Origin of the sequence: Streptomyces sp. NPDC014882, assembly GCF_043081325.1 — a bacterium.
Lineage (GTDB): Bacteria > Actinomycetota > Actinomycetes > Streptomycetales > Streptomycetaceae > Streptomyces.
Map to the genome: position 1 here is coordinate 1,014,789 of NZ_JBIBWL010000001.1, position 24,013 is coordinate 1,038,801.

A 24,013-nucleotide genomic window follows, 5' to 3' on the forward strand; every position below is an offset into this window, starting at 1 on the left:
CCTCACCGCTTCCCCGACGCCCGCCGGAGGTACTGCCGCACCGCCCGCTGGGCCACCGGCCCCAGTTCCTCCAGCGCGCCCACCAGCAGCCCGAGCTGCTCCAGCGCGTCCAGCGCCGAGGCGGCGCCCGCGCGGTCGGCCCCCTCGTACAGCTCGATGCCGACGAACGAGGCGGCGACCGCGCGGGCCAGCCCGGCCGGGTCCGTGAACTCGCGGAACGGGGTGCCCGCGAGCACCCGCTCCAGCACCTTCTCGATCTCCACGATCCACAGGTCGAGGCCCGCCGCCGTGGCCGGGCCGAGCGTGGCGTGGGTCTGCGCGCCGGCCAGCAGCTGGCCGAGCAGCATCACCTGGCCGCCCGCCCGTTCCCGCTCGTGGATCTCCCGTCCGAGGGCGAGCAGTCCGGCCAGCGAGCCGACCGCCGCGAAGCGGTCCCGGTAACGCGACACCGACCGCTCCGCGCCGTACCGGCAGGCCGCCGCGAGCAGTTCGTCCACCGAGCCGAAGTGGTAGAAGACCAGGGCCTGGTTGACGCCCGCGGCCGCCGCGACCGTACGGGCCGACGTCTTCGCGATGCCCTGCTCGGTGAGGGAGCGCAGCGTCCCCTCCAGCAGCTTCGTCCTCGTCTCCAGGGACCTGGCGGTCTCCGGGGACCCGGCGGTCCCCGGGGTCACGCGCGGGCCTCCTCGCGCACCGGCCGCAGCCCCGGCCGCACGCCGTGGTCGCGGACGTCCGCGTACGAGGCGGTGAAGGAGCCCTCGTACCCGAACAGCGGGCCGGCGTACCGGTTCACCACCCGCACGCTGATCCGGAACCGGCCCGCGGTGTCGTCGTACGACTCCCGCACCTCCGCCCTCGCCCCGATCAGTTCCGGCACGCGTGCGTCGACCACGCCCTCCCGGAACCGGTGGGCGCCCGAGCGGATCAGCAGGGAGCCGTCCGGCTCGGCGTGGAAGTACAGGTCGGTGGCGAGGTGCTGGTGGGTGCCCAGGTAGTCGAGGACGCGGTCGCCCTTCGGGCCGAGCACCATCTGGGCGTCGAACCGGCGGGGCCGGCCGGGCAGGTCGAAGGTACGCACGAAGCTCACCGTCTCACGGCCGAAGGAGTCGGTGTACGGCACGTTCTCGATGACGAACGGCACCGCGCGCCCCGTGCGCGGGACGAGGATGTTGCGGGTGGCGCCCAGCGCCAGGAACGGCTTCACGAACGCCCCGCCGTGCCAGATGCGGTCCATCACGCCCCGGCCCGTACAGGCCTGCCCGCTCGCCAGCCCCACCGAGAAGCGGCGTCGCAGCTGCGGGTGCAGGCGGTCGAAGCCGGTCCCCATCGCCGCTCGGAAGATCGAGGTCATCGCGGCCCCTCCAGGGTGCGCAGGAGGCGGGGCGCACGCGCGCGTGCCGCCGGGGTGCGCAGGCAGCGGCGGGCGGCCGGGGTGCGGGCGAGGGGCGGGGCGAACAGGGCGAGGCAGACCGCGACGCTCAGCAGCAGGGGGAGCAGGTACGCCGCCGACGCGGCGAACGGCCCCAGGAGGCGCAGGAAGGACTCCCACCCCAGGCCCGTGCAGGCGGCGGTGACGACGAGGGCGCGGACGGCCAGCTCCGCGAGCCAGTTGCGCAGGGCGCGCTCCGGTGTGACGCCCCGCTCCAGCCACAGCCGCAGCCGGTCGAAGGACCACGCCGTCGCCCAGCCCATCAGCGGGCGGAACACGAGCCGGTCGGCGAGCGCGCCGAAGACACCCCACCGGGGGCGGTAGTCGTAGCCGGTGAGGAAGCGGACGCCGTCGCCGTCGGGGACGTAACGCCAGTAGCCGCTGCCCTCGGCGAGCGGGGAGAGCGGGTGCGGGGAGGCGAAGCGCAGGGCGGAGGTGCGGGTGCCGTCCGGGCGCTCGCGTTCCCCCGCCGACACGCCCGTGCCCGCGACGGTCAGGAACGGCAGCACGCGCGTGGCGTACCGGAACCGCTGCGGTTCGCCCTCCGCGCGCGGGAGGTGGGTGATCTCGGTGAAGCGCAGGTCCCAGCGCTGGTGCAGCGCCGGGTCCTGGGTGCGTGTCCACAGGTCGTCCAGATCGGCGCGGATGCGCGCCTCGACGTAGAGCCCCATGTGAATCCCCCGGATCCGAGCGGTGTTTGAGCGTTCGCTCAACACTTCGGGGGTGAAAGTACACGAGTTTGAGCAGTCGCTCAATCAAGGGGTGGTGGAAGGGGGCGCGGCTCTCGGCGGGCGGCCGGCCCGCCTCCCGGGGATCGGGCACGTACCGCCCGGGCACGGCGCGGTACGGCGCGGCACGGCGGGGAGCAGACGCGGCGTGGAGCCGACGTGGCGCGGACGCGATGCGGCCGGACCCGACGCGGCCCGGTGGGCCGTCACGACCCGTCACGGCCCGCCATGGACCGCCACGGCCCGATGGACCGAAGTCCGAGACGGAGCTGACCACGATATGACCGACGGGTAGGGTCTGGTGCCGTGCCGAAGCCGTCCAGCCTTTCCTTCGACCCCATCGCCCGCGCCGACGAGCTCTGGAAGCGGCGCTGGGGAAACGTGCCGTCCATGGCCGCGATCACCTCGATCATGCGCGCCCACCAGATCCTCCTCGCCGAGGTCGACGCGGTGGTCAAGCCGTACGGGCTGACCTTCGCGCGCTACGAGGCCCTGGTGCTGCTCACCTTCTCCAAGGAGGGGGAGCTGACGATGTCGAAGATCGGCGAGCGGCTCCAGGTGCACCCCACCTCCGTGACGAACACCGTCGACCGCCTGGTGAGGTCCGGCCTCGTCGCCAAGCGCCCCAACCCCAACGACGGCCGCGGCACCCTCGCCACCATCACCGACAAGGGCCGCGAGGTCGTCGAGGCGGCCACCCGCGACCTGATGGCCATGGACTTCGGCCTCGGCGTGTACGACGCCGAGGAGTGCCGGGAGATCTTCGCGATGCTGCGCCCCCTCCGCGTGGCGGCCCACGACTTCGACGAGGACTGAACCGGCACCGAACACGGAGGCGACCCGGGGCAAGATCGCCCGGAACGCCTGGTTACGCTCGACGGCATGAAGAAGAGCGTGCTGACCCGCTACCGTGTGATGGCCTATGTCACCGGTGTGCTCCTGGTCCTGTTGTGCCTGTGCATGATCGGCAAATACGCCCTGCACCTGGACGGTGCCGCGGACGCCACCCGTGTCGTCTCCATCGCCCACGGCTGGCTCTACGTCGTCTACCTCGTCTTCGCCTTCGACCTGGGCTCCAAGGCCAGGTGGCCGGTCCGCAAGCAGCTCTGGGTGCTGCTGGCCGGGACCGTCCCGACGGCGGCCTTCTTCGTCGAGCGGAACATCACGCGCGAGCTGGGCGCCGGGGGCGCGGAGGAAGTGCCCGCGGTCGCCAAGGCGTGACCCGGAACGGCCGTGCGCAGGTGTACGGCCGTCTCCCATCGACATTTACTAGGACGTCCTAGTAAATTCGATCGTATGGACGCTGACGCCATCGAGGAAGGCCGCCGACGCTGGCAGGCCCGGTACGACGCCGCGCGCAAGCGCGACGCAGACTTCACCACGCTCTCCGGTGATCCCGTGGAGCCGGTGTACGGGCCCCGGCCCGGGGACGCCTACGAGGGCTTCGAGCGGATCGGCTGGCCCGGGGAGTACCCCTACACCCGCGGGCTGTACCCGACCGGCTACCGGGGGCGCACCTGGACCATCCGGCAGTTCGCCGGGTTCGGGAACGCCGAGCAGACCAACGAGCGCTACAAGATGATCCTCGCCAACGGCGGCGGGGGTCTGTCCGTGGCGTTCGACATGCCGACGCTGATGGGCCGCGACTCCGACGACCCGCGTTCGCTCGGCGAGGTCGGGCACTGCGGGGTCGCCATCGACTCCGCGGCCGACATGGAGGTGCTGTTCAAGGACATCCCCCTCGGGGACGTCACCACGTCGATGACCATCAGCGGGCCGGCCGTGCCGGTCTTCTGCATGTACCTCGTCGCCGCCGAACGGCAGGGCGTCGACCCGGCCGTCCTCAACGGCACCCTGCAGACCGACATCTTCAAGGAGTACATCGCGCAGAAGGAGTGGCTCTTCCAGCCCGAGCCCCACCTGCGCCTGATCGGCGACCTGATGGAGTACTGCGCCGCCGGCATCCCCGACTACAAGCCGCTCTCCGTCTCCGGCTACCACATCCGCGAGGCCGGCTCGACGGCCGCGCAGGAGCTGGCGTACACGCTGGCGGACGGCTTCGGGTACGTCGAACTGGGCCTGAGCCGCGGGCTGGACGTGGACGTGTTCGCCCCGGGCCTGTCCTTCTTCTTCGACGCGCACCTCGACTTCTTCGAGGAGATCGCCAAGTTCCGCGCCGCGCGCAGGATCTGGGCCCGGTGGATGCGGGACGTCTACGGGGCGAAGTCGGAGAAGGCGCAGTGGCTGCGGTTCCACACGCAGACCGCCGGTGTCTCCCTGACCGCCCAGCAGCCGTACAACAACGTGGTGCGCACGGCCGTGGAGGCGCTCGCCGCCGTGCTCGGCGGCACCAACTCGCTGCACACCAACGCCCTGGACGAGACCCTCGCGCTGCCCTCGGAGCAGGCGGCCGAGATCGCGCTGCGCACGCAGCAGGTGCTGATGGAGGAGACCGGCGTCGCCAACGTCGCGGACCCGCTGGGCGGTTCCTGGTACGTCGAGCAGCTGACCGACCGGATCGAGGCCGACGCCGAGAAGATCTTCGAGCGGATCAAGGAGCGGGGGCTGCGGGCGCACCCCGACGGGCGGCACCCGATCGGGCCCGTCACCTCCGGGATCCTGCGGGGCATCGAGGACGGCTGGTTCACCGGGGAGATCGCGGAGTCCGCCTTCCGGTACCAGCAGGCGCTGGAGAAGGGCGAGAAGCGGGTCGTCGGGGTCAACGCGCACACCGGATCGGTGACCGGGGACCTGGAGATCCTGCGGGTCAGCCACGAGGTGGAGCGGGAGCAGGTGCGGACGCTGGGCGCCCGCCGGGCCCTCCGGGACGAACCGGCCGTGCGGGCCGCGCTGGACGCCATGCTGGCGGCCGCGCGGGACGGGTCCAACATGATCGGGCCGATGCTGGACGCCGTGCGGGCGGAGGCGACGCTGGGGGAGATCTGCGGAGTGCTGCGGGAGGAGTGGGGGGTGTACACCGAGCCCGCGGGCTTCTAGGACGGGATCCGGGGCGGGCGGCCGGGGGTTCCCCTCGCCGCCCGCCCCCTTTCTGTCCTTTCCCGTCCCTTCCTGCCTCTTCCTGTCCCTTCCCGCCCTCAGGCGCCGGACGGGGCGGCCTCGGCCGGGCCTCCCGCCAGGCCGTGCAGCAGCAGCCGGGTGAGCTCCCGCACCCACGCCTCGTCCGCCGGTTCCGCGCTGACCAGGGTGCGGTGGACCACCGCGCCCGCGACCACGTCGAAGATCAGGTCGACCGTGCGGGCCGCTTCCGCCGGGTCCGTCTCCGGCGGGAGCTCCCCCCTGGCCTGCGCGCGGGCCCGGCCCTCCAGGACCAGGTCCTTCTGGGGCTCGACGACGGACGCGCGGATGCGTTCGCGCAGGGCCTCGTCGCGGGTGGACTCCGCGACCACCGCCATCAGGCCGCTCCTGGCCTCAGGGCGGGCGAGGATCGCCGCGAACCGGAGGACCACGCCCTCGATGTCGGCGGCCAGACTGCCCCGGTCCGGGAGTTCGAGCTCGCCGAAGAGTTCCGCGACCGCGTCCACGACCAGTTCGTTCTTGCCCGGCCAGCGGCGGTAGAGCGTCGTCTTGGCCACCCCGGCCCGGGCCGCCACGTCCCCCAGCGTGAGCCTGGACCAGCCGAGTTCGACCAGGGCCTGCCGGGTCGCGGACAGGATCGCGGCGTCAGCGGCGGCGCTGCGCGGACGTCCGGTACGGCCGGCTGGCGTGCGACTCTGCATCCTCCGACCATATCCGGCCGTTCTGCGCGGCCGTGAGGGAGATCACCGGGACGGGGCGGCGGGAAGGACCCCCGCGGTATTACGCTACGGCTCGTAGCGAAAGCTCGTGAACGGACGTACGCGAGCCGCGTTCGGAAGGGTGCGGGGTGGGGACCCCGGTGCTCGTTTCCGATCGCTTTTCACGCACGCGCGCGGACGGGGGAGGATAGACGCATGCAGCCACGGAACATGTCCATGAGCGGAGTCGTCGACCTCGCCGCGGTGAAGGCGGCCCAGGAGGCCAAGGCGAAGGCGGAGCAGGCCCGTGCCGAAGCCGCCCGGCAGGGCGGGACGGGGGCGGTGTCGCCCGCGGACCTCGTCATCGACGTCGATGAGGCGGGATTCGAGCAGGAGGTCCTCCAGCGGTCCGCGGAGGTCCCGGTCGTCATCGACTTCTGGGCCGAGTGGTGCCAGCCCTGCAAGCAGCTCAGCCCGGTGCTGGAGCGGCTCGCCGTCGAGTACGAGGGGCGGTTCCTGCTCGCCAAGATCGATGTCGACGCCAACCAGATGCTGATGCAGCAGTTCGGGGTGCAGGGCATCCCGGCCGTCTTCGCCGTCGTCGCCGGGCAGGCGCTGCCGCTCTTCCAGGGAGCGGCCGGCGAGGCGCAGATCCGCCAGACGCTCGACCAGCTCGTGCAGGTCGCCGAGCAGCGCTTCGGCCTGACCGGCCTCACCGTCGACCCCGAGGCCCGGCCCGGCGAGCGTCCCGAGGCCACCGAGGCGCCGGCCGGCCCCCACGACGCCCTGCTGGAGGCCGCCGTACAGGCGCTGGACGCGGGGGACTTCGGCGGGGCGGTGCGCGCGTACCGGAACGTGCTGGCCGACGACCCCGGCAACACCGAGGCCAAACTCGGGCTCTCGCAGGCCGAGTTGCTGCACCGGGTGCAGGACATGGACCCGCAACTGGTGCGCAGGGAGGCCGCCGACAAGCCGGGTGACGCGCGGGCGCAGATCGCCGCCGCCGACCTCGACCTGGTGGGCGGGCACGTCGAGGACGCCTTCGGGCGGCTCATCGACACCGTGGCCCGGACTGCGGGCGACGAGCGGGACGCCGCACGGCTGCGGCTGCTCGAGCTGTTCGAGGTGGTCGGTCCCGACGACCCGCGGGTGGCCGCGGCGCGCAGGGCGCTGGCGCGCGCCCTGTTCTAGCGGGGCGGGCGCCCGGTTCTGACCAGTCACTAAACATCGGAGCCGCCGGCGCCCGCGTGGAGATTCAGCCGACACGGTTCCGACGCGGCCGCGCTTTGCCAAATCTTGGCAATCGCGGCCGCTGTTACTGGCAGTAAGTCGGAGTCGTTGTTCTGTCGGATTCTGTCCAGCGATCAATAGTTTTGTCCTGGGCATGGCTGCCACCGAGCGTCGCCGGTCGAGACCGGTGGGTCGCTGCTCGGTTATCCGGCCGTTACTAGCGAGTAACGAACCCCCTTGTGCGGGCGGCGAGAATGCACCACGATCGGCCACGCTCGGTCCGTTCCCGTACCCCGACAGCCGGTTGGGTCAACGGGTTTTCCTGGGTCCCCACCGAGCAGAGGCGACGGCAGCAGTGGCGTCGGCTCTTGGGCAGGGGGGTCTTCGCCACGGCGAAGCCTGTCCAGCAAGGTTGTGCGTGATGCGTGTCAGGCGCGACCAGTGGTTGTCGCTCGGGGGTGATCGCCGGTGATCCGGGCGCGGTTCGCGCCACCGACCACAGGCGCTCCCCTACCCGAGGACGTAGCACTTCTCCCATCCCTGCCCGGCTGAGCCGCCGTTCCTGGGGGCTAGTCAGGGCCAGGAGATGTACGTCCGAGAAGGAGGAAATATGGAGTCCCAGGTGCGTGGCGGGACCAGATGGAAGCGGTTCGCTGTGGTCATGGTGCCCAGCGTCGCCGCCACGGCGTGCATAGGCGTCGCCCTCGCGCAGGGTGCGCTCGCCGCGTCGTTCAGCGTGTCGGGTCAGTCGTTCAAGGTCACCGCGGACAAGCTCGTCGGTACGGGCTTCTCGCAGTACGGCGCGATCGACTCGGGCTACACCCTCGACGGCAAGAAGACGGCTCACCCCGTCGCCGTCTCCGGGTTCAAGAGCGCGTCGATCACGAACATGTGCCAGTCCGTGGTCACGCCGAACATCCCGCTGCTCGGCTCGGTCAGCCTCACGCTGAAGGCCGGCGGTGGCGACACCCCGGTCCAGGCCGAGAACCTCTTCATCGACGTCGAGGACCTCGCGGCCGACGCGACGTTCAAGAACATCGACATCGGTGTGGCCGCCAAGGACCTGAAGAAGGGTCCGGGTATCAAGGACGGCGACACCGCGAACCCGTTCGGGTTCGCACAGGAGGCCGAGTCGGCCGTCCTGACCGACGTGAAGCAGACGGCGTGGGCCACCACCGCCGGAACCTTCAAGCTCAGCGGCCTGAAGATGTCGCTGTCGACGGGTGTCAAGGAGTGCTACTAAGCACTCTCTGACGGGCGGGGGAGCCGGTGGCACCCCCGCCCGTCCAGTCCCACCCCTTCGGACCGCAGCGCCCGCCCAGCCGCGGGCGCCGGTCCCCCCTCGCAGCACCACCACCACAGCAACGCCGCACCAGGGAGCTGTTTTCCATGAGCGCCGAGACCCCTGTCGCCCCCGGCCGGTTCGACCACCGGAGGCAGCAGTTCCGCGCGTGGCGGGGCACGCGGCCGTTCTGGGCCGGCCTGTTCGTTCTGATCAGCGGGTTCCCCATCGCCTACTTCCCGTACGCGCACCTCCAGATCGGTCACCTGACCCTGGCGATGGCCACCACCGCCGGCGCCGGCTCGCTGATCATCGGTGTGCTGCTGGGGGTGCTGGGCGTCAGCCTGTGGTTCCAGAAGCACGTACGGGTCTTCGCGGGCGTCGCGGCGATCCTGCTGGGGCTGGTCTCCATCCCGGTGTCCAACCTCGGCGGCTTCCTCATCGGTTTCCTCTTCGCCCTGATCGGCGGAGCGATGGCCATCTCCTGGGCGCCGGGCGCACCGCCGGCGGAGCAGGCGCAGGGGATCGGCCCGGCCACGGGCACGACGCCCGCGGCCGCCTTCCCGCAGGACACGGGAGCCGCTCCGGCGGGCCCCACCGAGAACCCGTACAGCACGGGGCCGGCCTTCACCAAGGACGCCGGCGGCACGGACGAGCCGAACGAACTGTCAGGAACGAGCCCGGCGAACGGGGCGAACGGGAGGCACAGTGCCGGCTGACGAGGTGACCACCGGGAGCGGTGTGGACGCTGCCCGCGTGAGAACCGGGCCACGCCACGCGGCACCCAAGAAGCCGCTGTTCACCAGGTTCCACATGCCGGCCGGAAAGGCGATAGCCCTGGCGGCCATGCCGACCGCGGTCCTCATGGGCATGGGGTTCACACCGACCCTCGCCAACGCCGAGGACCAGCCGGCGTCCAAGAGCCTCACCATCGACGAGTACAAGGACTGCGTCGCGGCCCTGGAGGACGCGCAGGACCCCTCCGCGTCACCCACGCCGTCCGCCTCGCAGAGCCCGAGCGGGTCCGCGGACGACACCGCGGACGACACGAAGGACGACGCGAAGGACGACTCCGCGGACGAGGAGACCGGCGGTGCTTCGGACTCCTCCGGCGGCACGAGCGGTTCGGGCGGCTCCACTTCGCCGGATTCAGGTTCCGGCGACGTGACCGAGCCCGCCCCGGCGGCCTCGTCCGAGGCCTCCGAGCCGCAGAAGGCCGAGACCTCCGCCGACACCCCGACGGCCGCTCCCTCGGCGTCCGGGACCGACAAGAACCTGCTGGAGACGATCGGCGACACGATCACCGATCTGTTCGACGGCAAGGACGCCACCGGGACGGCCACCGCGAGCCCGACCCCGTCGGCCTCCGAGACCGCCTCGACGGGCACCGGTGACACGCCGACGGACACGGGCTCCGACGCCGGGTCGGCGGACTCCGGGTCGGCAGACTCCGGCAAGGACACCAAGGACACCACCGACGCCGCCGGCGACGCCGTGAAGGACACCGCCGACAAGGCGGGCGACACGGTGGCGGACGCCGGGAAGAAGGCGGAGGAGACGGCCGCGGACGCCGCCGACGCCACCGCCTCGCCGAGCCCGTCCGAGAGCGCCACGACCGACGTGGACGACTGCCCGGTCGCCACCGAGGACGAGAGCGGCATCGACAACAGGACGCCGCTGCCCGACGACCCGTGGTACCTCAACGCCAGCTCGCTGCTCCTCAAGGGCGCCGACTACCAGGGCATCGTCGAGGTGAAGACGGCGAACGGGACCAGGAAGAAGGTCCTGAAGTACGTCATCTCCGAGGGCACCGACATCGGCGACCTGCACCAGACGGTCACCGACAAGCAGGCGGGCGTGACCTACCACGTCCAGGCCGGCTCCGGCACGACGTCGACCATCCGCAACGGCGACACGATCATGTACACCGAGAGCATCTCGGGGAACCTGTTCGGTCTGATCCCGGTCACGTTCGACCCGGAGAACCCGCCCCCGCTGAACATCCCGCTGATCTACTTCACCAAGGTCAAGGTCGTCCAGGCGGGCCAGTTCGGCGGCGACCTCCACATACCGGGGATGCACCTCTACAACACCAAGTAGCCGTCCCCCGCAGTCCCTTCCGGGAGCCGCACAACGCCTGAGGGCGCCCCCTGCACCAGGGGGCGCCCTCAGCGCCGTTCACACGGTGGCCGTTCGCACGGCGGCCGGCCGCGGGCCGGACCGGGTCAGTCGCGGGAGCCCTGGCCCAGGTGGTGGACGCGGACCATGTTGGTGGTGCCGGGGACGCCGGGGGGCGAACCGGCGGTGATGACCACGATCTCACCCGGGTTGAAGCGGTTGAGCTTGAGGATCTCCTGGTCCACCAGCTCGACCATCTCGTCGGTGCTGTTCACGAACGGCACGATGTGCGACTCGACGCCCCAGCTCAGCGCCAGCTGGTTGCGGGTGCCCTCGTCGGTGGTGAAGGCGATGATCGGCTGGGTCGCGCGGTAGCGCGAGAGACGGCGCGCGGTGTCGCCGGACTGGGTGAACGCCACCAGGCCCCGGCCGCCGAGGAAGTCGGCGATCTCGCACGCGGCACGCGCGATCGAACCGCCCTGCGTGCGCGGCTTCTTGCCCGGCACGAGCGGCTGGAGGCCCTTGGAGAGCAGCTCCGTCTCGGCCGCGGTGACGATCTTCGACATCGTCTTCACGGTCTCGATCGGGTACGCGCCCACGCTCGACTCGGCGGACAGCATGACCGCGTCCGCGCCGTCCAGGATCGCGTTGGCGACGTCGGAGGCCTCGGCGCGGGTCGGACGGGAGTTGGTGATCATCGACTCCATCATCTGGGTCGCCACGATCACCGGCTTGGCGTTGCGGCGGCACAGCTCGATGAGCCGCTTCTGCACCATGGGGACCTTCTCGAGCGGGTACTCGACGGCCAGGTCGCCGCGGGCGACCATCACGCCGTCGAACGCCATCACGACGTCCTCCATGTTCTCCACCGCCTGGGGCTTCTCCACCTTGGCGATGACGGGGACGCGGCGGCCCTCCTCGTCCATGACGCGGTGCACGTCGTGGACGTCCTTGGCGTCGCGGACGAAGGACAGCGCGACCAGGTCGGCGCCCATGCGCAGCGCGAACCGCAGGTCCTCGATGTCCTTCTCGCTCAGCGCGGGCACGTTGACGGCCGTGCCGGGCAGGTTGATGCCCTTGTGGTCGGAGATGACGCCGCCCTCGATGACGATCGTCCGCACCCGCGGGCCCTCGACGTCGAGGACCTTCAGCTCGACGTTGCCGTCGTTGATGAGGATCTGGTCGCCGCGCGAGACGTCGCCGGGCAGCCCCTTGTAGGTGGTGCCGCAGATCGTCTTGTCGCCGGGCACGTCGTCGGTGGTGATGGTGAACTCGTCACCGCGCACCAGCTCGACCGGCCCCTCGGCGAAGGTCTCGAGGCGGATCTTCGGGCCCTGGAGGTCGGCGAGGACACCGATGGACCGGCCGGTCTCCTTGGCGGCGGCCCGGACCCGGTCGTAGCGGCCCTGGTGTTCGGCGTGCGAGCCGTGGCTGAAGTTGAAGCGGGCCACGTTCATGCCGGCCTCGATCAGCGACACGAGCATGTCGTGGGAGTCGACCGCGGGGCCGAGAGTACAGACGATTTTCGAACGGCGCATGGGGCGATCCTATCGGTTTGTTTCGCTACGGAATATTCCGTCTGGCGGAAGATACAAATGGGCGGGAACGCGCTCAGTTGCTTTCCCGCTCAGGCGCCGTGCGGAGCCGCATATCGATTCCGCTCGACCAGCGCGTAGGTCTGCGTGGCGATCTCCAGTTCCTCGTCCGTGGGCACCACGGCGACCTTCACCCGCGCCCCCGCGGGCGAGATCAGCCGCGGCCCGTCGCTCCGTACGGCGTTCAGTCCGTCGTCCACGGCCAGGCCCAGGGTCTCCAGGCCCGCGACCGCGGCCGCGCGCACCGGCGCCGCGTTCTCGCCGACCCCGGCGGTGAACGCCACCGCGTCCACCCGTCCCAGCACGGCGTAATAGGCCCCGATGTACTTCTTCAGACGGTGAATGTAGATGTCGAAGGCGAGCTCGGCCTGTTCGTCGCCCTCGTCGATCCGCCGCCTGATCTCCCGCATGTCGTTGTCGCCGCACAGGCCGACCAGGCCGCTCCTCTTGTTGAGGAGAGTGTCGATTTCGTCGATGGACATTCCGCCAACCCGTGCCAAATGGAAGATGACGGCCGGATCGGTGTCTCCGGAACGGGTGCCCATGACGAGGCCCTCGAGCGGGGTGAGGCCCATCGAGGTGTCGACGCACCTGCCGCCCCGCACGGCGGAGGCGGACGCCCCGTTGCCGAGGTGCAGCACGATGACGTTCACCTCCTCCGGCGCCCTGCCCAGCAGCTGGGCGGTGGCGCGGGAGACGTACGCGTGCGAGGTGCCGTGGAAGCCGTAGCGGCGGATGCGGTGTTCGTCGGCGGTCCGCACGTCGATCGCGTAGCGCGCCGCCGACTCCGGCATCGTGGTGTGGAAGGCGGTGTCGAAGACGGCGACCTGCGGGAGGTCCGGGCGCAGCGCCCGCGCCGTGCGGATCCCGGTCAGGTTGGCGGGGTTGTGCAGCGGCGCCACCGGGATCAGCCGCTCGATCTCCGCGAGGACCTTCTCGTCGATCACGGTCGGCTCGGTGAAGCGCTTGCCGCCGTGCACCACCCGGTGTCCGATCGCCGCCAGCTCCGGCGAGTCCAGGCCCAGTCCGTCCCTGGCCAGTTCCTCGGCGACGGCCTTGAGGGCCGCGTCGTGGTCGGCGATGGGCCCGCTCCACTCGCGGGAGGCGCCCGTGGCGAGCGGCGTGTGCCGCAGCCGTGAGCTCTGCTCGCCGATGCGCTCGACGAGCCCCTGCGCCAGCCGGCTGCGGTCGCCCATGTCGAGCAGCTGGTACTTCACCGAGGAGGAACCGGAGTTCAGGACGAGGACGCGCGTGCCGCTCACTGCTGGGAGACCTTCTGCTCGGAGGACTGGGCCTGGATCGCCGTGATGGCGACGGTGTTCACGATGTCCTGGACGAGGGCGCCGCGGGACAGGTCGTTGACCGGCTTGCGCAGCCCCTGGAGCACCGGTCCGACCGCGATCGCGCCGGCCGACCGCTGCACGGCCTTGTAGGTGTTGTTGCCGGTGTTGAGGTCGGGGAAGATCAGCACGGTGGCCTGGCCCGCCACCTCGGAGTCCGGCAGCTTGGTCGCCGCGACCGTCGGCTCCACGGCCGCGTCGTACTGGATCGGACCCTCGATCCTCAGGTCGGGACGGCGCCGCCGCACCAGCTCCGTCGCCTCGCGCACCTTGTCGACGTCGGCGCCCGAGCCGGAGGTGCCCGTCGAGTACGACAGCATGGCGATCCGCGGCTCCACGCCGAACCGCGCGGCGGTCGCGGCCGCCTGGACGGCGATGTCGGCGAGCTGCTCGGCGTCCGGGTCGGGGTTCACCGCGCAGTCGCCGTATACGAGGACCTTGTCGGCGAGGCACATGAAGAAGACGGACGAGACGATGCCGGCCTCCGGCTTCGTCTTGATGATCTCGAAGGCGGGCCGGATCGTCGCGGCCGTGGAGTGCACGGAGCCCGACACCATGCCGTCGGCGAGCCCCTCCTGGACCATCAGCGTGCCGAAGTAGTTCACGTCGGAGACCACGTCGTACGCCAGCTCCACCGTGACGCCCTTGTGGGCGCGCAGCCCCGCGTACTTCTCGGCGAAGGAGTCGCGCAGTTCGCTGGTGGCCGGGTCGATCAGCCGGCAGTCGCCGAGGTCGATGCCGAGGTCGGCGGCCTTCTTGCGGATCTGCTCGACCGGGCCGAGGAGCGTCAGGTCGCACACCCCGCGGCGCAGCAGGACCTCGGCCGCGTGCAGCACCCGCTCCTCGGTGCCCTCCGGCAGGACGACCCGGCGGCGGTCGGAGCGGGCCTGCTCCAGCAGCTTGTGCTCGAACATCATCGGCGTGACGCGGTCGCTGCTCGGCGCGGAGACCCGCGTCAGCAGGTCGGCGGTGTCGACGTGCCGCTCGAAGAGGCCGAGCGCGGTCTCCGCCTTGCGCGGGGTGGCCGCGTTGAGCTTGCCCTCCAGGGAGAACAGCTGCTCGGCCGTGGGGAAGCTGTTGCCGGCCACCGACAGCACGGGCGTGCCGGGCGCCAGGCGGGCGGCGAGGGTGAGGACCTCCTCGCTCGGCACCTCGCCCAGGGTGAGCAGCACGCCGGCTATCGGCGGGGTGCCGGCGCTGTGCGCGGCGAGCGAGCCCACGACCAGGTCGGCCCGGTCGCCGGGGGTGACGACCAGGCAGCCGGGCGTCAGCGCGTGCAGGAAGTTCGGCAGCATCGCGCCGCCGAAGATGAAGCCGAGGGCGTCGCGGGCCAGGCCCGAGTCGTCGCCGAGCAGCACCTTCGCGCCCAGGGCGGTGCTGATCTGGGCGACCGTCGGCGCCGACAGGGCGGGCTCGTCGGGCAGCACGTAACAGGGCACGGGCAGCCGGGAGACGAGCTTCGCGGCGATCTCCTCGCGGTCCTCGCGGGCGACCCGGTTGGCGATCATGGCGAGGACGTCGCAGCCCAGGCCGTCGTAGGCGCGGTAGGCGTTGCGCGTCTCGGCGCGCACCGACTCCGCGGTCTGCCCGCGGCCGCCGACGACGGGGATCACGGAGGCGCCGAACTCGTTCGCCAGGCGCGCGTTCAGCGACAGCTCGTCCGGGAACTGCGTGTCGGCGTAGTCGGTGCCGAGGACCAGGACGACGTCGTACTCCCGCGCGACGCGGTGGAAGCGGTCCACGAGCGTGGACACCAGCTCGTCGACGCCCCGCTCGGCCTGGAGGGCGGACGCCTCGTGGTAGTCCATGCCGTACACGGTCCCCGGGTCCTGCGACAGCCGGTAGCGGGCGCGCAGCAGGTCGAACAGGCGGTCCGGCCCGTCGTGGACCAGGGGGCGGAAGACGCCCACCCGGTCGACCTGACGGGTCAGGAGCTCCATGACTCCCAGCTCCACGACCTGGCGGCCGTCGCCGCGGTCGATCCCGGTCACGTACACGCTGCGCGTCACGCGTGTTCTCCGTTCCATCCGTGGTCCCGTTCGGCGATCGGGTACCCGGCGGCTTCCGCCGGGCTCGCGAAGATCGCCCACCGGGGTGAGCCAAGCCCTCTTGACAGTACCCCTGCCCGCGGTTAAGGCGCCCGTCAGGAGACAGTCCCCTCGGGGGCATGGAACAATCGGCACTGGCTCACCGGTACCCACAGCGAGCAGGAGACAGAGCAGGATGCGCATCGGAGTCCTCACCGCAGGCGGCGACTGCCCCGGCCTGAACGCAGTGATCCGATCGGTCGTGCACCGCGCGGTCGACAACTACGGCGACGAGGTGATCGGCTTCGAGGACGGATACGCGGGTCTCCTCGACGGCAACTACCGCCCCCTCGACCTGAACGCCGTGAGCGGCATCCTCGCCCGCGGCGGCACGATCCTCGGTTCCTCACGGCTGGAGCGCGACCGTCTGCGCGAGGCCTGTGACAACGCCTCGGACATGATCCACGAGTTCGGCATCGACGCGCTGATCCCGATCGGAGGCGAGGGCACGCTGACGGCGGCCCGCATGCTGTCCGACGCGGGGCTGCCGGTCGTCGGCGTCCCGAAGACCATCGACAACGACATCTCCTCCACGGACCGCACCTTCGGCTTCGACACGGCCGTCGGCGTCGCCACGGAGGCCATGGACCGCCTCAAGACGACGGCGGAGTCCCACCAGCGCGTGATGGTCGTCGAGGTCATGGGCCGGCACGCGGGCTGGATCGCCCTGGAGTCCGGCATGGCGGCCGGCGCCCACGGCATCTGCCTGCCCGAGCGGCCCTTCGACCCGGCCGACCTCGTGAAGATGGTCGAGGAGCGGTTCGCGCGCGGCAAGAAGTTCGCCGTGATCTGCGTGGCCGAGGGCGCCCACCCCGCCGAGGGCACGATGGACTACAGCAAGGGCGCGATCGACCAGTTCGGCCACGAGCGCTTCCAGGGCATCGGCACGGCGCTGGCGTACGAGCTGGAGAAGCGGCTCGGCAAGGAGGCCCGCCCGGTCATCCTCGGCCACGTCCAGCGCGGCGGCGTGCCGACGGCGTACGACCGTGTCCTCGCCACCCGCTTCGGCTGGCACGCGGTGGAGGGCGCGCACCGGGGCGAGTTCGGCATGATGACCGCGCTGCGCGGCACCGACATCAGGATGGTGCCGCTCGCGGACGCGGTGACCGAGCTGAAGACGGTGCCGAAGAACCGCATGGACGAGGCGGAGTCGGTCTTCTAGCCGGCCGCCCCACCGGCGCCGGGCCCGCCCGGGCCACCGGTTCACGGGCTCCGGCCCGCCCGGGGGTCGGTCCACGGGCTTCGGGTCCGCCGACCGTCGGTCGCCGGGCTCCGGGTCCGCCCGGCCCGCGGGCCTGCCGGTCCGCGGGTCCGTCGGCCGTCGGGGCGCGCGCTCATCGGGTCGAGCGTTCCGTTCGTCGGTCCACGGGGCTTCGGGTCCGTCCGGGCCGGCCGGACTCCTGCGCGACCGGCCGGCCGGTCCGCTCCGGGAGAGGGTGGGCCGGGACGCCGTGGCCGGTGGTGCGGGGCATCTCCGCGCGGCCGTGCCGGTGCCGGGAGGCCGGCGGCACCGCAGCCGGTGGCCGCGGGCGTCTCAGCGGCCGGCCGGCACCCACCGGTACACCAGCTCGGGCCTGCCCACCTGCCCGTACAGCGGCCTGCGCTCCGCCCTCCCCGCCTCCACGAGGTGCTCCAGATAGCGGCGGGCGGTGATACGGGAGATCCCCACCGCCTCGGCCACGCCCGCGGCGGTCAGTCCCCGCTCCGCCTCCCGTACGGCCCCCGTCACCCGTTCCAGGGTCGGGCCGCTCAGCCCCTTGGGCAGCGCGGCGGGGCCCGGCGCGCGCAGGGTGGCCAGGGCGCGGTCGACCTCGTCCTGGCCGCTCGCCTCGCCGGCCGCCCCGCGGAACTGCGCGTAGCGCACGAGGCGGTCCCGCAGGGTGGCGAAGGTGAACGGTTTCAGCACGTACTGGACGACGCCCAGCGACACGCCCTCCCGCACCACCGCCAGGTCGCGCGCCGAGGTGACCGCTATCACGTCCGCGTGGTACCCCGCCGCCCGCAGCGAGCGGGCGAGCTGCAGCCCGTGCCCGTCCGGCAGGTGCAGGTCGAGCAGCAGCAGGTCCACCGGCACACGGTCCAGCAGCCGCCGCGCCTCCGCGCCGCTGTGCGCCTTGCCCACCGCCGTGAACCCCGGCACCCGGCCGACGTACAGGACGTGCGCGTCGGCCGCCACGGGGTCGTCCTCGACCACCAGGACCCGGATCGGCCCGTCGCCCGGTCCGCCCGCGACGCCCGTCATCTCCCGCCTCCCGGCACCGGCACGGCGGCGACCGCCGTGCGCAGGGGCAGCCGTACCGTGAACTCCGCTCCGCCGCCCTCGGCCGCCGCCACCGACAGGGTCCCGCCGTGGCGGTGCACGGCCTGCCGGGCGAGGGCCAGGCCGAGGCCGCGGCCGCCGGGCCCGGACGGCTTCGTGGAGAAGCCCCGCTCGAAGACCTGCTCGGCGAGGGCGGGATCCACCCCCGCGCCGGTGTCCGCCACCCGCAGCACCAGTTCGCCGCCGTCCCGCGCGCGGTGCCCGGTGCACGCCGTCACCGTGACCCGCGCCCGCATGCTGCCCTGCGCCGCGTCCACGGCGTTGTCGATGAGGTTGCCGAGGATGGTGACCAGGTCCCGGGCGGGCAGCGACTCGGGGAGCAGCCCGTCGTCGAGCCCGCTGTCCCGCGACACCACCAGCTCCACGCCCCGCTCGTTCGCCTGCGCCGTCTTGCCCAGCAGCAGCGCCGCCAGCACCGGCTCGCTCACCGCGGCCACCACCTGGTCGGTCAGCGCCTGGGCCAGCTCCAGTTCGGCGGTCGCGAAGTCCACGGCTTCCTCGGCGCGGCCCAGCTCGATGAGCGAGACGACGGTGTGCAGGCGGTTCGCCGCCTCGTGGGCCTGCGAACGCAGGGCCTGCGTGAAGCCGCGTTCCGAGTCCAACTCGCCCATCAGGGACTGGAGTTCAGTGACATCGCGGAGGGTGACCACGGTGCCCCGGTGCTCTCCGCCGGACACCGGCGAGGTGTTCACCGCCACCACCCGGTCCGCCGTCAGGTGCACCTCGTCCACGCGCGGTTCGGAGGACAGCAGCGCGCCCGTCAGCGGGGCGGGCAGCCCGAGGTCGGCGACGGACCGGCCCACCACCTCCTCCGAGACGCCCAGCAGCTCACGGCCGCCGTCGTTGATCAGCGCCACCCGGTACTGGCCGTCCAGCATCAGCAGCCCCTCGCGCACCGCGTGCAGTGCCGCCTGGTGGTAGTCGTGCATCCGGCTCAGCTCGGCCGCGTTCATGCCGTGCGTGTGGCGGCGCAGCCGGGCGTTGACGACGTAGGTGCCGACCGCGCCCAGCGCGAGCGCGCCCGCCGCCACGCCGAACAGCGCCGTCACCTGGTCCTGCACCCGCTTGGTGATCGCCTCGACCTTGATGCCCGCGCTGACCAGACCGACGATCCGGCCGTCGTCCCCCTCGACGGGGGTGACCGCGCGCACGGACGGGCCGAGGGTGCCGGTGTAGGTCTCGGTGAAGGTCTCGCCCTCCAGGGCCCGCGCGGTGTTGCCCCGGAAGTGCAGGCCGATCTGCTCCTCGTCCGGGTGGGTCCAGCGGATCCCCGCCGGATTCATGATCGTGACGAAGTCGACCTCGGTGTCGTGCATGATCCGCAGCGCGTACGGCTGGAGCCGCGCGGTCGGGTCCGCGGTGCCGATCGCCTCCCGCACCGAGGGGGAGTCGGCGACCGAGCGGGCGACCGCCGCGGCCTGCCGGCTCGCGGCCTCCTCGGCCTGGCTGCGGTCGCTGAGGTAGGTGAACAGCGCGTAACCGGCGACGACCACCGCTATCAGGACGGCCTGCATGGCGAACAGCTGGCCGGCCAGGCTGCGGGGTCTCGGGACGGGGATGCGCATGCCGTCAGTGTGCCTCCCGCCCCGAGCGTGAACTAAATGAACGGAAGGGTGACCGCCCTCACAGCACGGGGGGATAGTCACGGCATCCCCCGAACCCCCGGACGTGAGCCGCACGCCGGTGATGCCGACGAAGACGTCAAGGAGGGCAGCCGTGGCCGCCAGCACCCCCGATACGGCATCCGCCGTACCCGCCGCCAAGCGGGACCGCACGCACTACCTGTACATCGCGGTGATCGTCGCGGTCGCCCTCGGCATCGCCGTGGGCCTGATCGCCCCCGACTTCGCGGTCGAGCTGAAGCCGATCGGCACCGGCTTCGTGAACCTGATCAAGATGATGATCTCGCCGATCATCTTCTGCACGATCGTGCTCGGCATCGGATCGGTCCGCAAGGCCGCCAAGGTCGGCGCCGTCGGCGGCATCGCCCTGGCCTACTTCACGGTCATGTCGCTGGTCGCCCTCGCCATCGGCCTCGTCGTCGGCAACGTCCTGGAGCCGGGCACCGGCCTCGCGCTCACCGACGCGGTCAAGGAGACCGGTCAGGCGCAGGTGTCGGCGGAGGCCAAGGACACCACCGAGTTCCTGCTGGGCGTCATCCCGACCACGATCGTCTCCGCCTTCACCGGCGGCGAGGTGCTCCAGACGCTGCTCGTCGCGCTGCTCGCGGGCTTCGCCCTCCAGGCCATGGGCCCGGCCGGACAGCCGGTCCTGCGCGGGATCGAGCACATCCAGCGGCTGGTCTTCCGCATCCTCGCGATGGTGATGTGGGCCGCCCCGATCGGTGCCTTCGGCGCCATCGCCGCGGTCACCGGCTCGGCCGGCGTCGACGCCCTCAAGAGCCTCGCCGTCCTGATGCTCGGCTTCTACGTCACCTGCTTCCTGTTCGTCTTCATCGTGCTCGGCGCGCTGCTGCGGGTCATCTCGGGGATGAACGTCTTCGCCCTGTTCAAGTACCTGGGCCGCGAGTTCCTGCTGATCCTGTCCACCTCCTCCTCCGAGTCCGCGCTGCCGCGCCTCATCGCGAAGATGGAGCACCTGGGCGTCAGCAAGCCCGTCGTCGGCATCACCGTCCCGACCGGCTACTCCTTCAACCTCGACGGCACCATGATCTACATGACCATGGCGTCCCTCTACATCGCCGACGCCATGGGCACGCCGATGTCGGTCGGCGAGCAGATCCCGCTGCTGCTGTTCCTGCTGATCGCCTCCAAGGGCGCGGCCGGTGTCACCGGCGCCGGCCTCGCGACCCTGGCCGGCGGCCTCCAGTCGCACAAGCCGGCCCTGGTGGACGGAATCGGCCTCATCGTCGGCATCGACCGCTTCATGAGCGAGGCCCGCGCCCTGACGAACTTCGCGGGCAACGCCGTCGCCACGGTCCTGATCGGCACCTGGACCAAGGAGATCGACAAGGAGCGCGTGGGCCGGGTGCTCGCGGGCGAGCTGCCCTTCGACGAGAAGACCCTGCTCGACGACGCCCACGGCGGCGGCCGGAACGCCCACGACGGCCAGGACGCCCCGGCCGTGGACGTGCCCGAGCGGCGCGAGGAGGGCGAGAAGGAACTCGCCAAGGCCTGACGGCCCGGGCGGGACACCCCCGCACTCCGGGTGCCCGGCCCCGCCTGAACCCGGGCCGGGCACCCGGTATCCCCCGAACGCCGGGCGGCCGACCACTCACCCATGGCTCGGCCGCCCGGCTCTCGGTCCCACCCCCGCAGGTCCCCGGTGTTCCGCACACCGGGGACCTGCGGCGTTTCGCGTCCGGGCCCGCACCGGTAGCCAAGGCCCGCACTGGTCGCCAAGGCTCGCGCCCGTGGTCCGGGCTCGCGCGACGGCAGCCCGCCCCGCAGCCCGGCGCGCCGGTGAGCCGGACGTGCCGGCCGGATGGGCGCGCGGGTCGGCCCGGCTCGGTCGGGCGCGGGTCGGTCGGGCGCGGGTCAGTCGGTCCCGCCGGTCTCGACCGGCTCGCCGGTCGAGACCGACTCGCTCACCTTCGCCACGAGGGCGGTGGCCAGGGTGGCGGGCACGCCGGCCGCGGTCAGCGCGGTGACGGCGGCCGAGCGGCCCGCCTCCCGCGTGCTCAGCAGCCCGTCGTTCACGGCCTCCATCAGCGCGAACACGATCTGCTCGTGCACGTACGCCAGCGCCGGCGCCGGCAGGGGAGAGGCGAACGTCCCCTCGTCCAGACCGCGCTGGAGCAGCCGGACCGTGTCCCGGCGCACCGGGGTGAGCCGCTCCCGGATGCCCTGCATGGTCACCGTGCGCTGGGCCAGCGCGACCAGCAGGCGGTAGCGGTCGGCGATCCGCCACACGGCCAGCACGGACCGGGCCAGCGCCTCGGCCGGATCCCCGCCGTCCTGGTCCTCCCCCGCGTGGGCGGCGGCCAGCACCGCCACCGCCTCGTCGACCAGCGTGCTGATCAGCGCCTCACGGCTGGGGAAGTGCCCGTACACCGTGCGCCGTACGACGCCGGCGGCGCGGGCGATGTGGTTCATGGACGCGTCGGGGTCGCGCAACAGCTCGGCGAGGGCCACATCGAGGATGCGGCGTCGGTTCGCCTCCGCGCGACTGCTGCTACCCGTGGTCATGGCGGCCATTGTGCCCGCCTTCCGACGTGGCGCGTTCCCCTCCCTCGATTTGCACACGACTGTGCAGTGAACGTACATTGCACATCGTTGTGCAATTGCCTCGGCGGCGTGCGACCGGAGTCCTGTACGCCGCCGGGAACGTCCCGAGGAAGGCGATCCCCGCATGCGACTCGTCATGACCGAACCGGTGGAACGGATGACGGGGCCCTACCGCCGACGCTGGTGGGCGCTCCTCGTCCTCTGCCTGAGCCTGCTGATCATCGTGATGGCGAACACCGCCCTCACGGTCGCCGCGCCCGCCATGACCGACGACCTGGGCCTCACCAGCGCCGACCTCCAGTGGGTCATCGACGGCTACACGGTGCCGTACGCGGCGCTGATGCTGCTGCTCGGCGCGATCGGCGACAAGTACAGCCGGCGCGGGGCGCTCCTGCTCGGGCTCGTGGTGTTCGCCGGCGGCGCGGTCTCCGGCTACCTCGCCGACAGCGCCGGCACCGTGATCGCGGGCCGCGCCGTGATGGGCGTGGGCGCCGCGCTCATCATGCCCGCGACGCTGTCGCTGCTCGCCGCCACCTTCCCGCGCGCCGAACGCGCCAAGGCGATCACCCTGTGGACGGCGACGGCGGGCCTCGCCATCGCGGCCGGTCCGCTCGTCGCCGGCGCGCTGCTGGAGAACCACGGCTGGTCGTCGACGTTCCTCATCAACGTGCCCGTCGCCGTCGTCGCGTTCGCCGGCGCCCTCGTCCTCGTGCCGCCGTCGAAGGCCGGGCACCACGACCGCATCGACTACGTCGGCGGACTGCTGTCGGTGGTCTGGATCGGCGCGCTCGTCTACATGATCATCGAGGGGCCGCACTTCGGCTGGGGCCCCAAGGCGGTCGGCGCGGCCGCCGTCGCCGCCGCGGCCCTGCTCGCCTTCGTCCTGTGGGAGCTGCGCCACCCGCACCCGGTGCTGGACGTGCGCCGCTTCTCCGACCGCCGCTTCGCCGGGTCCAACCTCGCCGTGGCCCTGTTCTTCCTGGCCGTCTTCGGCGCCTTCTACTACCTCACCCAGCACCTCCAGTTCGTCCTCGGCCACGACGCCCTCGACACCGGCCTGCGCATGCTGCCCCTGGCCGGCGCGGTCTTCGTCGGCTCGGCCCTGACCGCCTACCTCACCCCGCGGGTCGGCATGAGGTGGACGGTCACCGCGGGCATGGTCGGCGGCACGGCCGCCCTCGCGCTCCTCACCCGGGTCGACGCCGCGTCGTCGTACGGCGACTTCGTTGCACCCCTCGTCGTCCTCGGCGTCGCGATCGGTCTCGCGCTGTCGCCCTGCACGGACGCCATCATGGGGGCGTTCCCCGAGTCCGAACTGGGCGTCGGCGGCGCGGTGAACGACACCTCGCTGGAGCTGGGCGGCTCCCTCGGCATCGCGATCCTCGGCTCGCTGCTGGGCACGTCGTACTCCGACCGCCTCGGGGACGCGGCGTCCGGCAGCGGCCTCCCGGCCGGCGCCCTCGCCACCGCCCAGGACTCGGTCGGCGCCGGGTACGCCGTCGCGCAGGGCCTCGCCGACCGGGCGCGGGAGCTCGGCGCGCAGGCGGCGCGGTCGGGTGACCCGCAGCAGGCCGCGCAGCTCAAGGCGCAGGCCGCCGAACTCGCCGAGGGCGCCCGCCGGACGGCCGACGCGGTCGGCTCCTCCTTCGCGGACGCGGTGGCCCACACCAGCCTGGTCGGCGCGGTGGTCCTCGGTGTCGGCACCGTCCTGGTGGCGGTGCTGCTGCCGGGCAAGGGCAAGGGCGAGGGCGAGTCGCTGCCGGCCGGGTCGGAGCAGGCGGAGCGGACCGAGCAGACGGCACAGGCGGAGAAGGCGAAGGGCGGGGAGCGGGCGTTCAGCCGGGAGCGCTGAACCCCGACGGGGTGCCGCCGACCTGCCGGAGGGCGTCGGCGGCATCCCACCGCCGGTTCACGCCCGCCGCCGGAGCGACGGCACCGCGCCGACGCCGCCCCTTGCCTTGAC

General features: G+C 72.2%; 20 protein-coding genes. 10 read left to right on the forward strand and 10 right to left on the reverse strand.

Going from position 1 to position 24,013, the window contains the following annotated elements; genetic code table 11:
- Positions 1-2: 2 nt before the first annotated feature.
- Genes ACF09K_RS04535 through ACF09K_RS04545 form a run of 3 tightly spaced genes read right to left on the reverse strand, consistent with a single transcriptional unit; the run spans position 3 to position 2,100 of the window.
- Positions 3-674, reverse strand: a complete 672-nt coding sequence (locus ACF09K_RS04535; RefSeq protein ID WP_392240955.1) for a TetR/AcrR family transcriptional regulator — start codon at positions 672-674, stop codon at positions 3-5.
- Positions 671-1,351, reverse strand: coding sequence for a DUF4166 domain-containing protein (locus tag ACF09K_RS04540; RefSeq protein ID WP_392240957.1), 681 nt, complete (start codon positions 1,349-1,351; stop codon positions 671-673). Before ACF09K_RS04540 ends, ACF09K_RS04535 begins: the two co-directional genes overlap by 4 nt.
- Entirely contained in the window at positions 1,348-2,100 is a 753-nt protein-coding gene (locus ACF09K_RS04545; protein WP_392240958.1) for a hypothetical protein, read from the reverse strand. The genes ACF09K_RS04540 and ACF09K_RS04545 overlap by 4 nt, the downstream gene beginning before the upstream one ends.
- Positions 2,101-2,463: 363 nt before the next feature.
- Between ACF09K_RS04545 and ACF09K_RS04550 the strand changes: the two genes are divergently transcribed.
- From ACF09K_RS04550 to ACF09K_RS04560, 3 genes are all read left to right on the forward strand, one after another.
- Positions 2,464-2,973, forward strand: coding sequence for a MarR family winged helix-turn-helix transcriptional regulator (locus ACF09K_RS04550; protein WP_392240959.1), 510 nt, complete (start codon positions 2,464-2,466; stop codon positions 2,971-2,973).
- A 66-nt stretch (positions 2,974-3,039) separates the two neighbouring features.
- Positions 3,040-3,378 (forward strand): DUF3817 domain-containing protein, encoded by a 339-nt coding sequence (locus tag ACF09K_RS04555; RefSeq protein WP_392240960.1) that lies wholly within the window; start codon positions 3,040-3,042, stop codon positions 3,376-3,378.
- Between the two features lie 75 nt (positions 3,379-3,453).
- The gene (locus ACF09K_RS04560; RefSeq protein WP_392240961.1) at positions 3,454-5,154 is read left to right on the forward strand and encodes a methylmalonyl-CoA mutase; all 1,701 of its coding nucleotides are present in this window, start codon (positions 3,454-3,456) and stop codon (positions 5,152-5,154) included.
- Positions 5,155-5,252: 98 nt separating this feature from the next.
- Here ACF09K_RS04560 and ACF09K_RS04565 read toward each other — a convergent pair whose 3' ends face one another.
- A complete protein-coding gene (locus ACF09K_RS04565) occupies positions 5,253-5,894 on the reverse strand; it encodes a TetR/AcrR family transcriptional regulator (RefSeq protein WP_392240962.1) in 642 nt (213 codons plus the stop codon).
- 213 nt (positions 5,895-6,107) lie between these two features.
- Here ACF09K_RS04565 and ACF09K_RS04570 point away from each other — a divergent pair, with 213 nt between their 5' ends.
- From ACF09K_RS04570 to ACF09K_RS04585, 4 genes are all read left to right on the forward strand, one after another.
- Positions 6,108-7,082 carry a tetratricopeptide repeat protein gene (locus tag ACF09K_RS04570; protein WP_392240963.1) on the forward strand — a complete coding sequence of 325 codons (975 nt, stop codon included), beginning with the start codon at positions 6,108-6,110 and terminating at the stop codon, positions 7,080-7,082.
- A 649-nt stretch (positions 7,083-7,731) separates the two neighbouring features.
- The gene (locus ACF09K_RS04575; protein WP_366057046.1) at positions 7,732-8,364 is read left to right on the forward strand and encodes a DUF6230 family protein; all 633 of its coding nucleotides are present in this window, start codon (positions 7,732-7,734) and stop codon (positions 8,362-8,364) included.
- 146 nt (positions 8,365-8,510) lie between these two features.
- Entirely contained in the window at positions 8,511-9,122 is a 612-nt protein-coding gene (locus ACF09K_RS04580) for a DUF6114 domain-containing protein (RefSeq protein ID WP_392240965.1), read from the forward strand.
- Positions 9,112-10,503, forward strand: coding sequence for a hypothetical protein (locus ACF09K_RS04585; RefSeq protein ID WP_392240966.1), 1,392 nt, complete (start codon positions 9,112-9,114; stop codon positions 10,501-10,503). The genes ACF09K_RS04580 and ACF09K_RS04585 overlap by 11 nt, the downstream gene beginning before the upstream one ends.
- Before the next feature lie 125 nt (positions 10,504-10,628).
- On the opposite strand, the gene pyk is transcribed toward ACF09K_RS04585, so the two are convergent.
- From pyk to pta, 3 genes are all read right to left on the reverse strand, one after another.
- Positions 10,629-12,059 (reverse strand): pyruvate kinase, encoded by a 1,431-nt coding sequence (gene pyk / locus ACF09K_RS04590; RefSeq protein WP_392240967.1) that lies wholly within the window; start codon positions 12,057-12,059, stop codon positions 10,629-10,631.
- 89 nt (positions 12,060-12,148) lie between these two features.
- Positions 12,149-13,378, reverse strand: coding sequence for an acetate kinase (locus tag ACF09K_RS04595; protein WP_392240969.1), 1,230 nt, complete (start codon positions 13,376-13,378; stop codon positions 12,149-12,151).
- The gene (gene pta / locus ACF09K_RS04600) at positions 13,375-15,465 is read right to left on the reverse strand and encodes a phosphate acetyltransferase (protein WP_392240970.1); all 2,091 of its coding nucleotides are present in this window, start codon (positions 15,463-15,465) and stop codon (positions 13,375-13,377) included. Before pta ends, ACF09K_RS04595 begins: the two co-directional genes overlap by 4 nt.
- A 214-nt stretch (positions 15,466-15,679) precedes the next feature.
- On the opposite strand from pta, the gene ACF09K_RS04605 reads away from it, so the two are divergent.
- A complete protein-coding gene (locus tag ACF09K_RS04605; protein ID WP_392240971.1) occupies positions 15,680-16,705 on the forward strand; it encodes an ATP-dependent 6-phosphofructokinase in 1,026 nt (341 codons plus the stop codon).
- A gap of 372 nt (positions 16,706-17,077) precedes the next feature.
- Here the strand turns inward: ACF09K_RS04605 and ACF09K_RS04610 are convergent, their stop codons facing one another.
- Positions 17,078-17,785 carry a response regulator gene (locus ACF09K_RS04610; RefSeq protein ID WP_392240973.1) on the reverse strand — a complete coding sequence of 236 codons (708 nt, stop codon included), beginning with the start codon at positions 17,783-17,785 and terminating at the stop codon, positions 17,078-17,080.
- Entirely contained in the window at positions 17,782-19,428 is a 1,647-nt protein-coding gene (locus tag ACF09K_RS04615) for an ATP-binding protein (RefSeq protein WP_392240974.1), read from the reverse strand. Before ACF09K_RS04615 ends, ACF09K_RS04610 begins: the two co-directional genes overlap by 4 nt.
- Positions 19,429-19,549: 121 nt before the next feature.
- Between ACF09K_RS04615 and ACF09K_RS04620 the strand changes: the two genes are divergently transcribed.
- Positions 19,550-21,001 (forward strand): cation:dicarboxylate symporter family transporter, encoded by a 1,452-nt coding sequence (locus ACF09K_RS04620; RefSeq protein WP_392241044.1) that lies wholly within the window; start codon positions 19,550-19,552, stop codon positions 20,999-21,001.
- A gap of 359 nt (positions 21,002-21,360) precedes the next feature.
- Here the strand turns inward: ACF09K_RS04620 and ACF09K_RS04625 are convergent, their stop codons facing one another.
- Positions 21,361-22,020 (reverse strand): TetR/AcrR family transcriptional regulator, encoded by a 660-nt coding sequence (locus ACF09K_RS04625; RefSeq protein ID WP_392240975.1) that lies wholly within the window; start codon positions 22,018-22,020, stop codon positions 21,361-21,363.
- Between the two features lie 154 nt (positions 22,021-22,174).
- On the opposite strand from ACF09K_RS04625, the gene ACF09K_RS04630 reads away from it, so the two are divergent.
- A complete protein-coding gene (locus tag ACF09K_RS04630; protein WP_392240976.1) occupies positions 22,175-23,902 on the forward strand; it encodes an MFS transporter in 1,728 nt (575 codons plus the stop codon).
- The last annotated feature ends 111 nt before the right edge of the window (positions 23,903-24,013 follow it).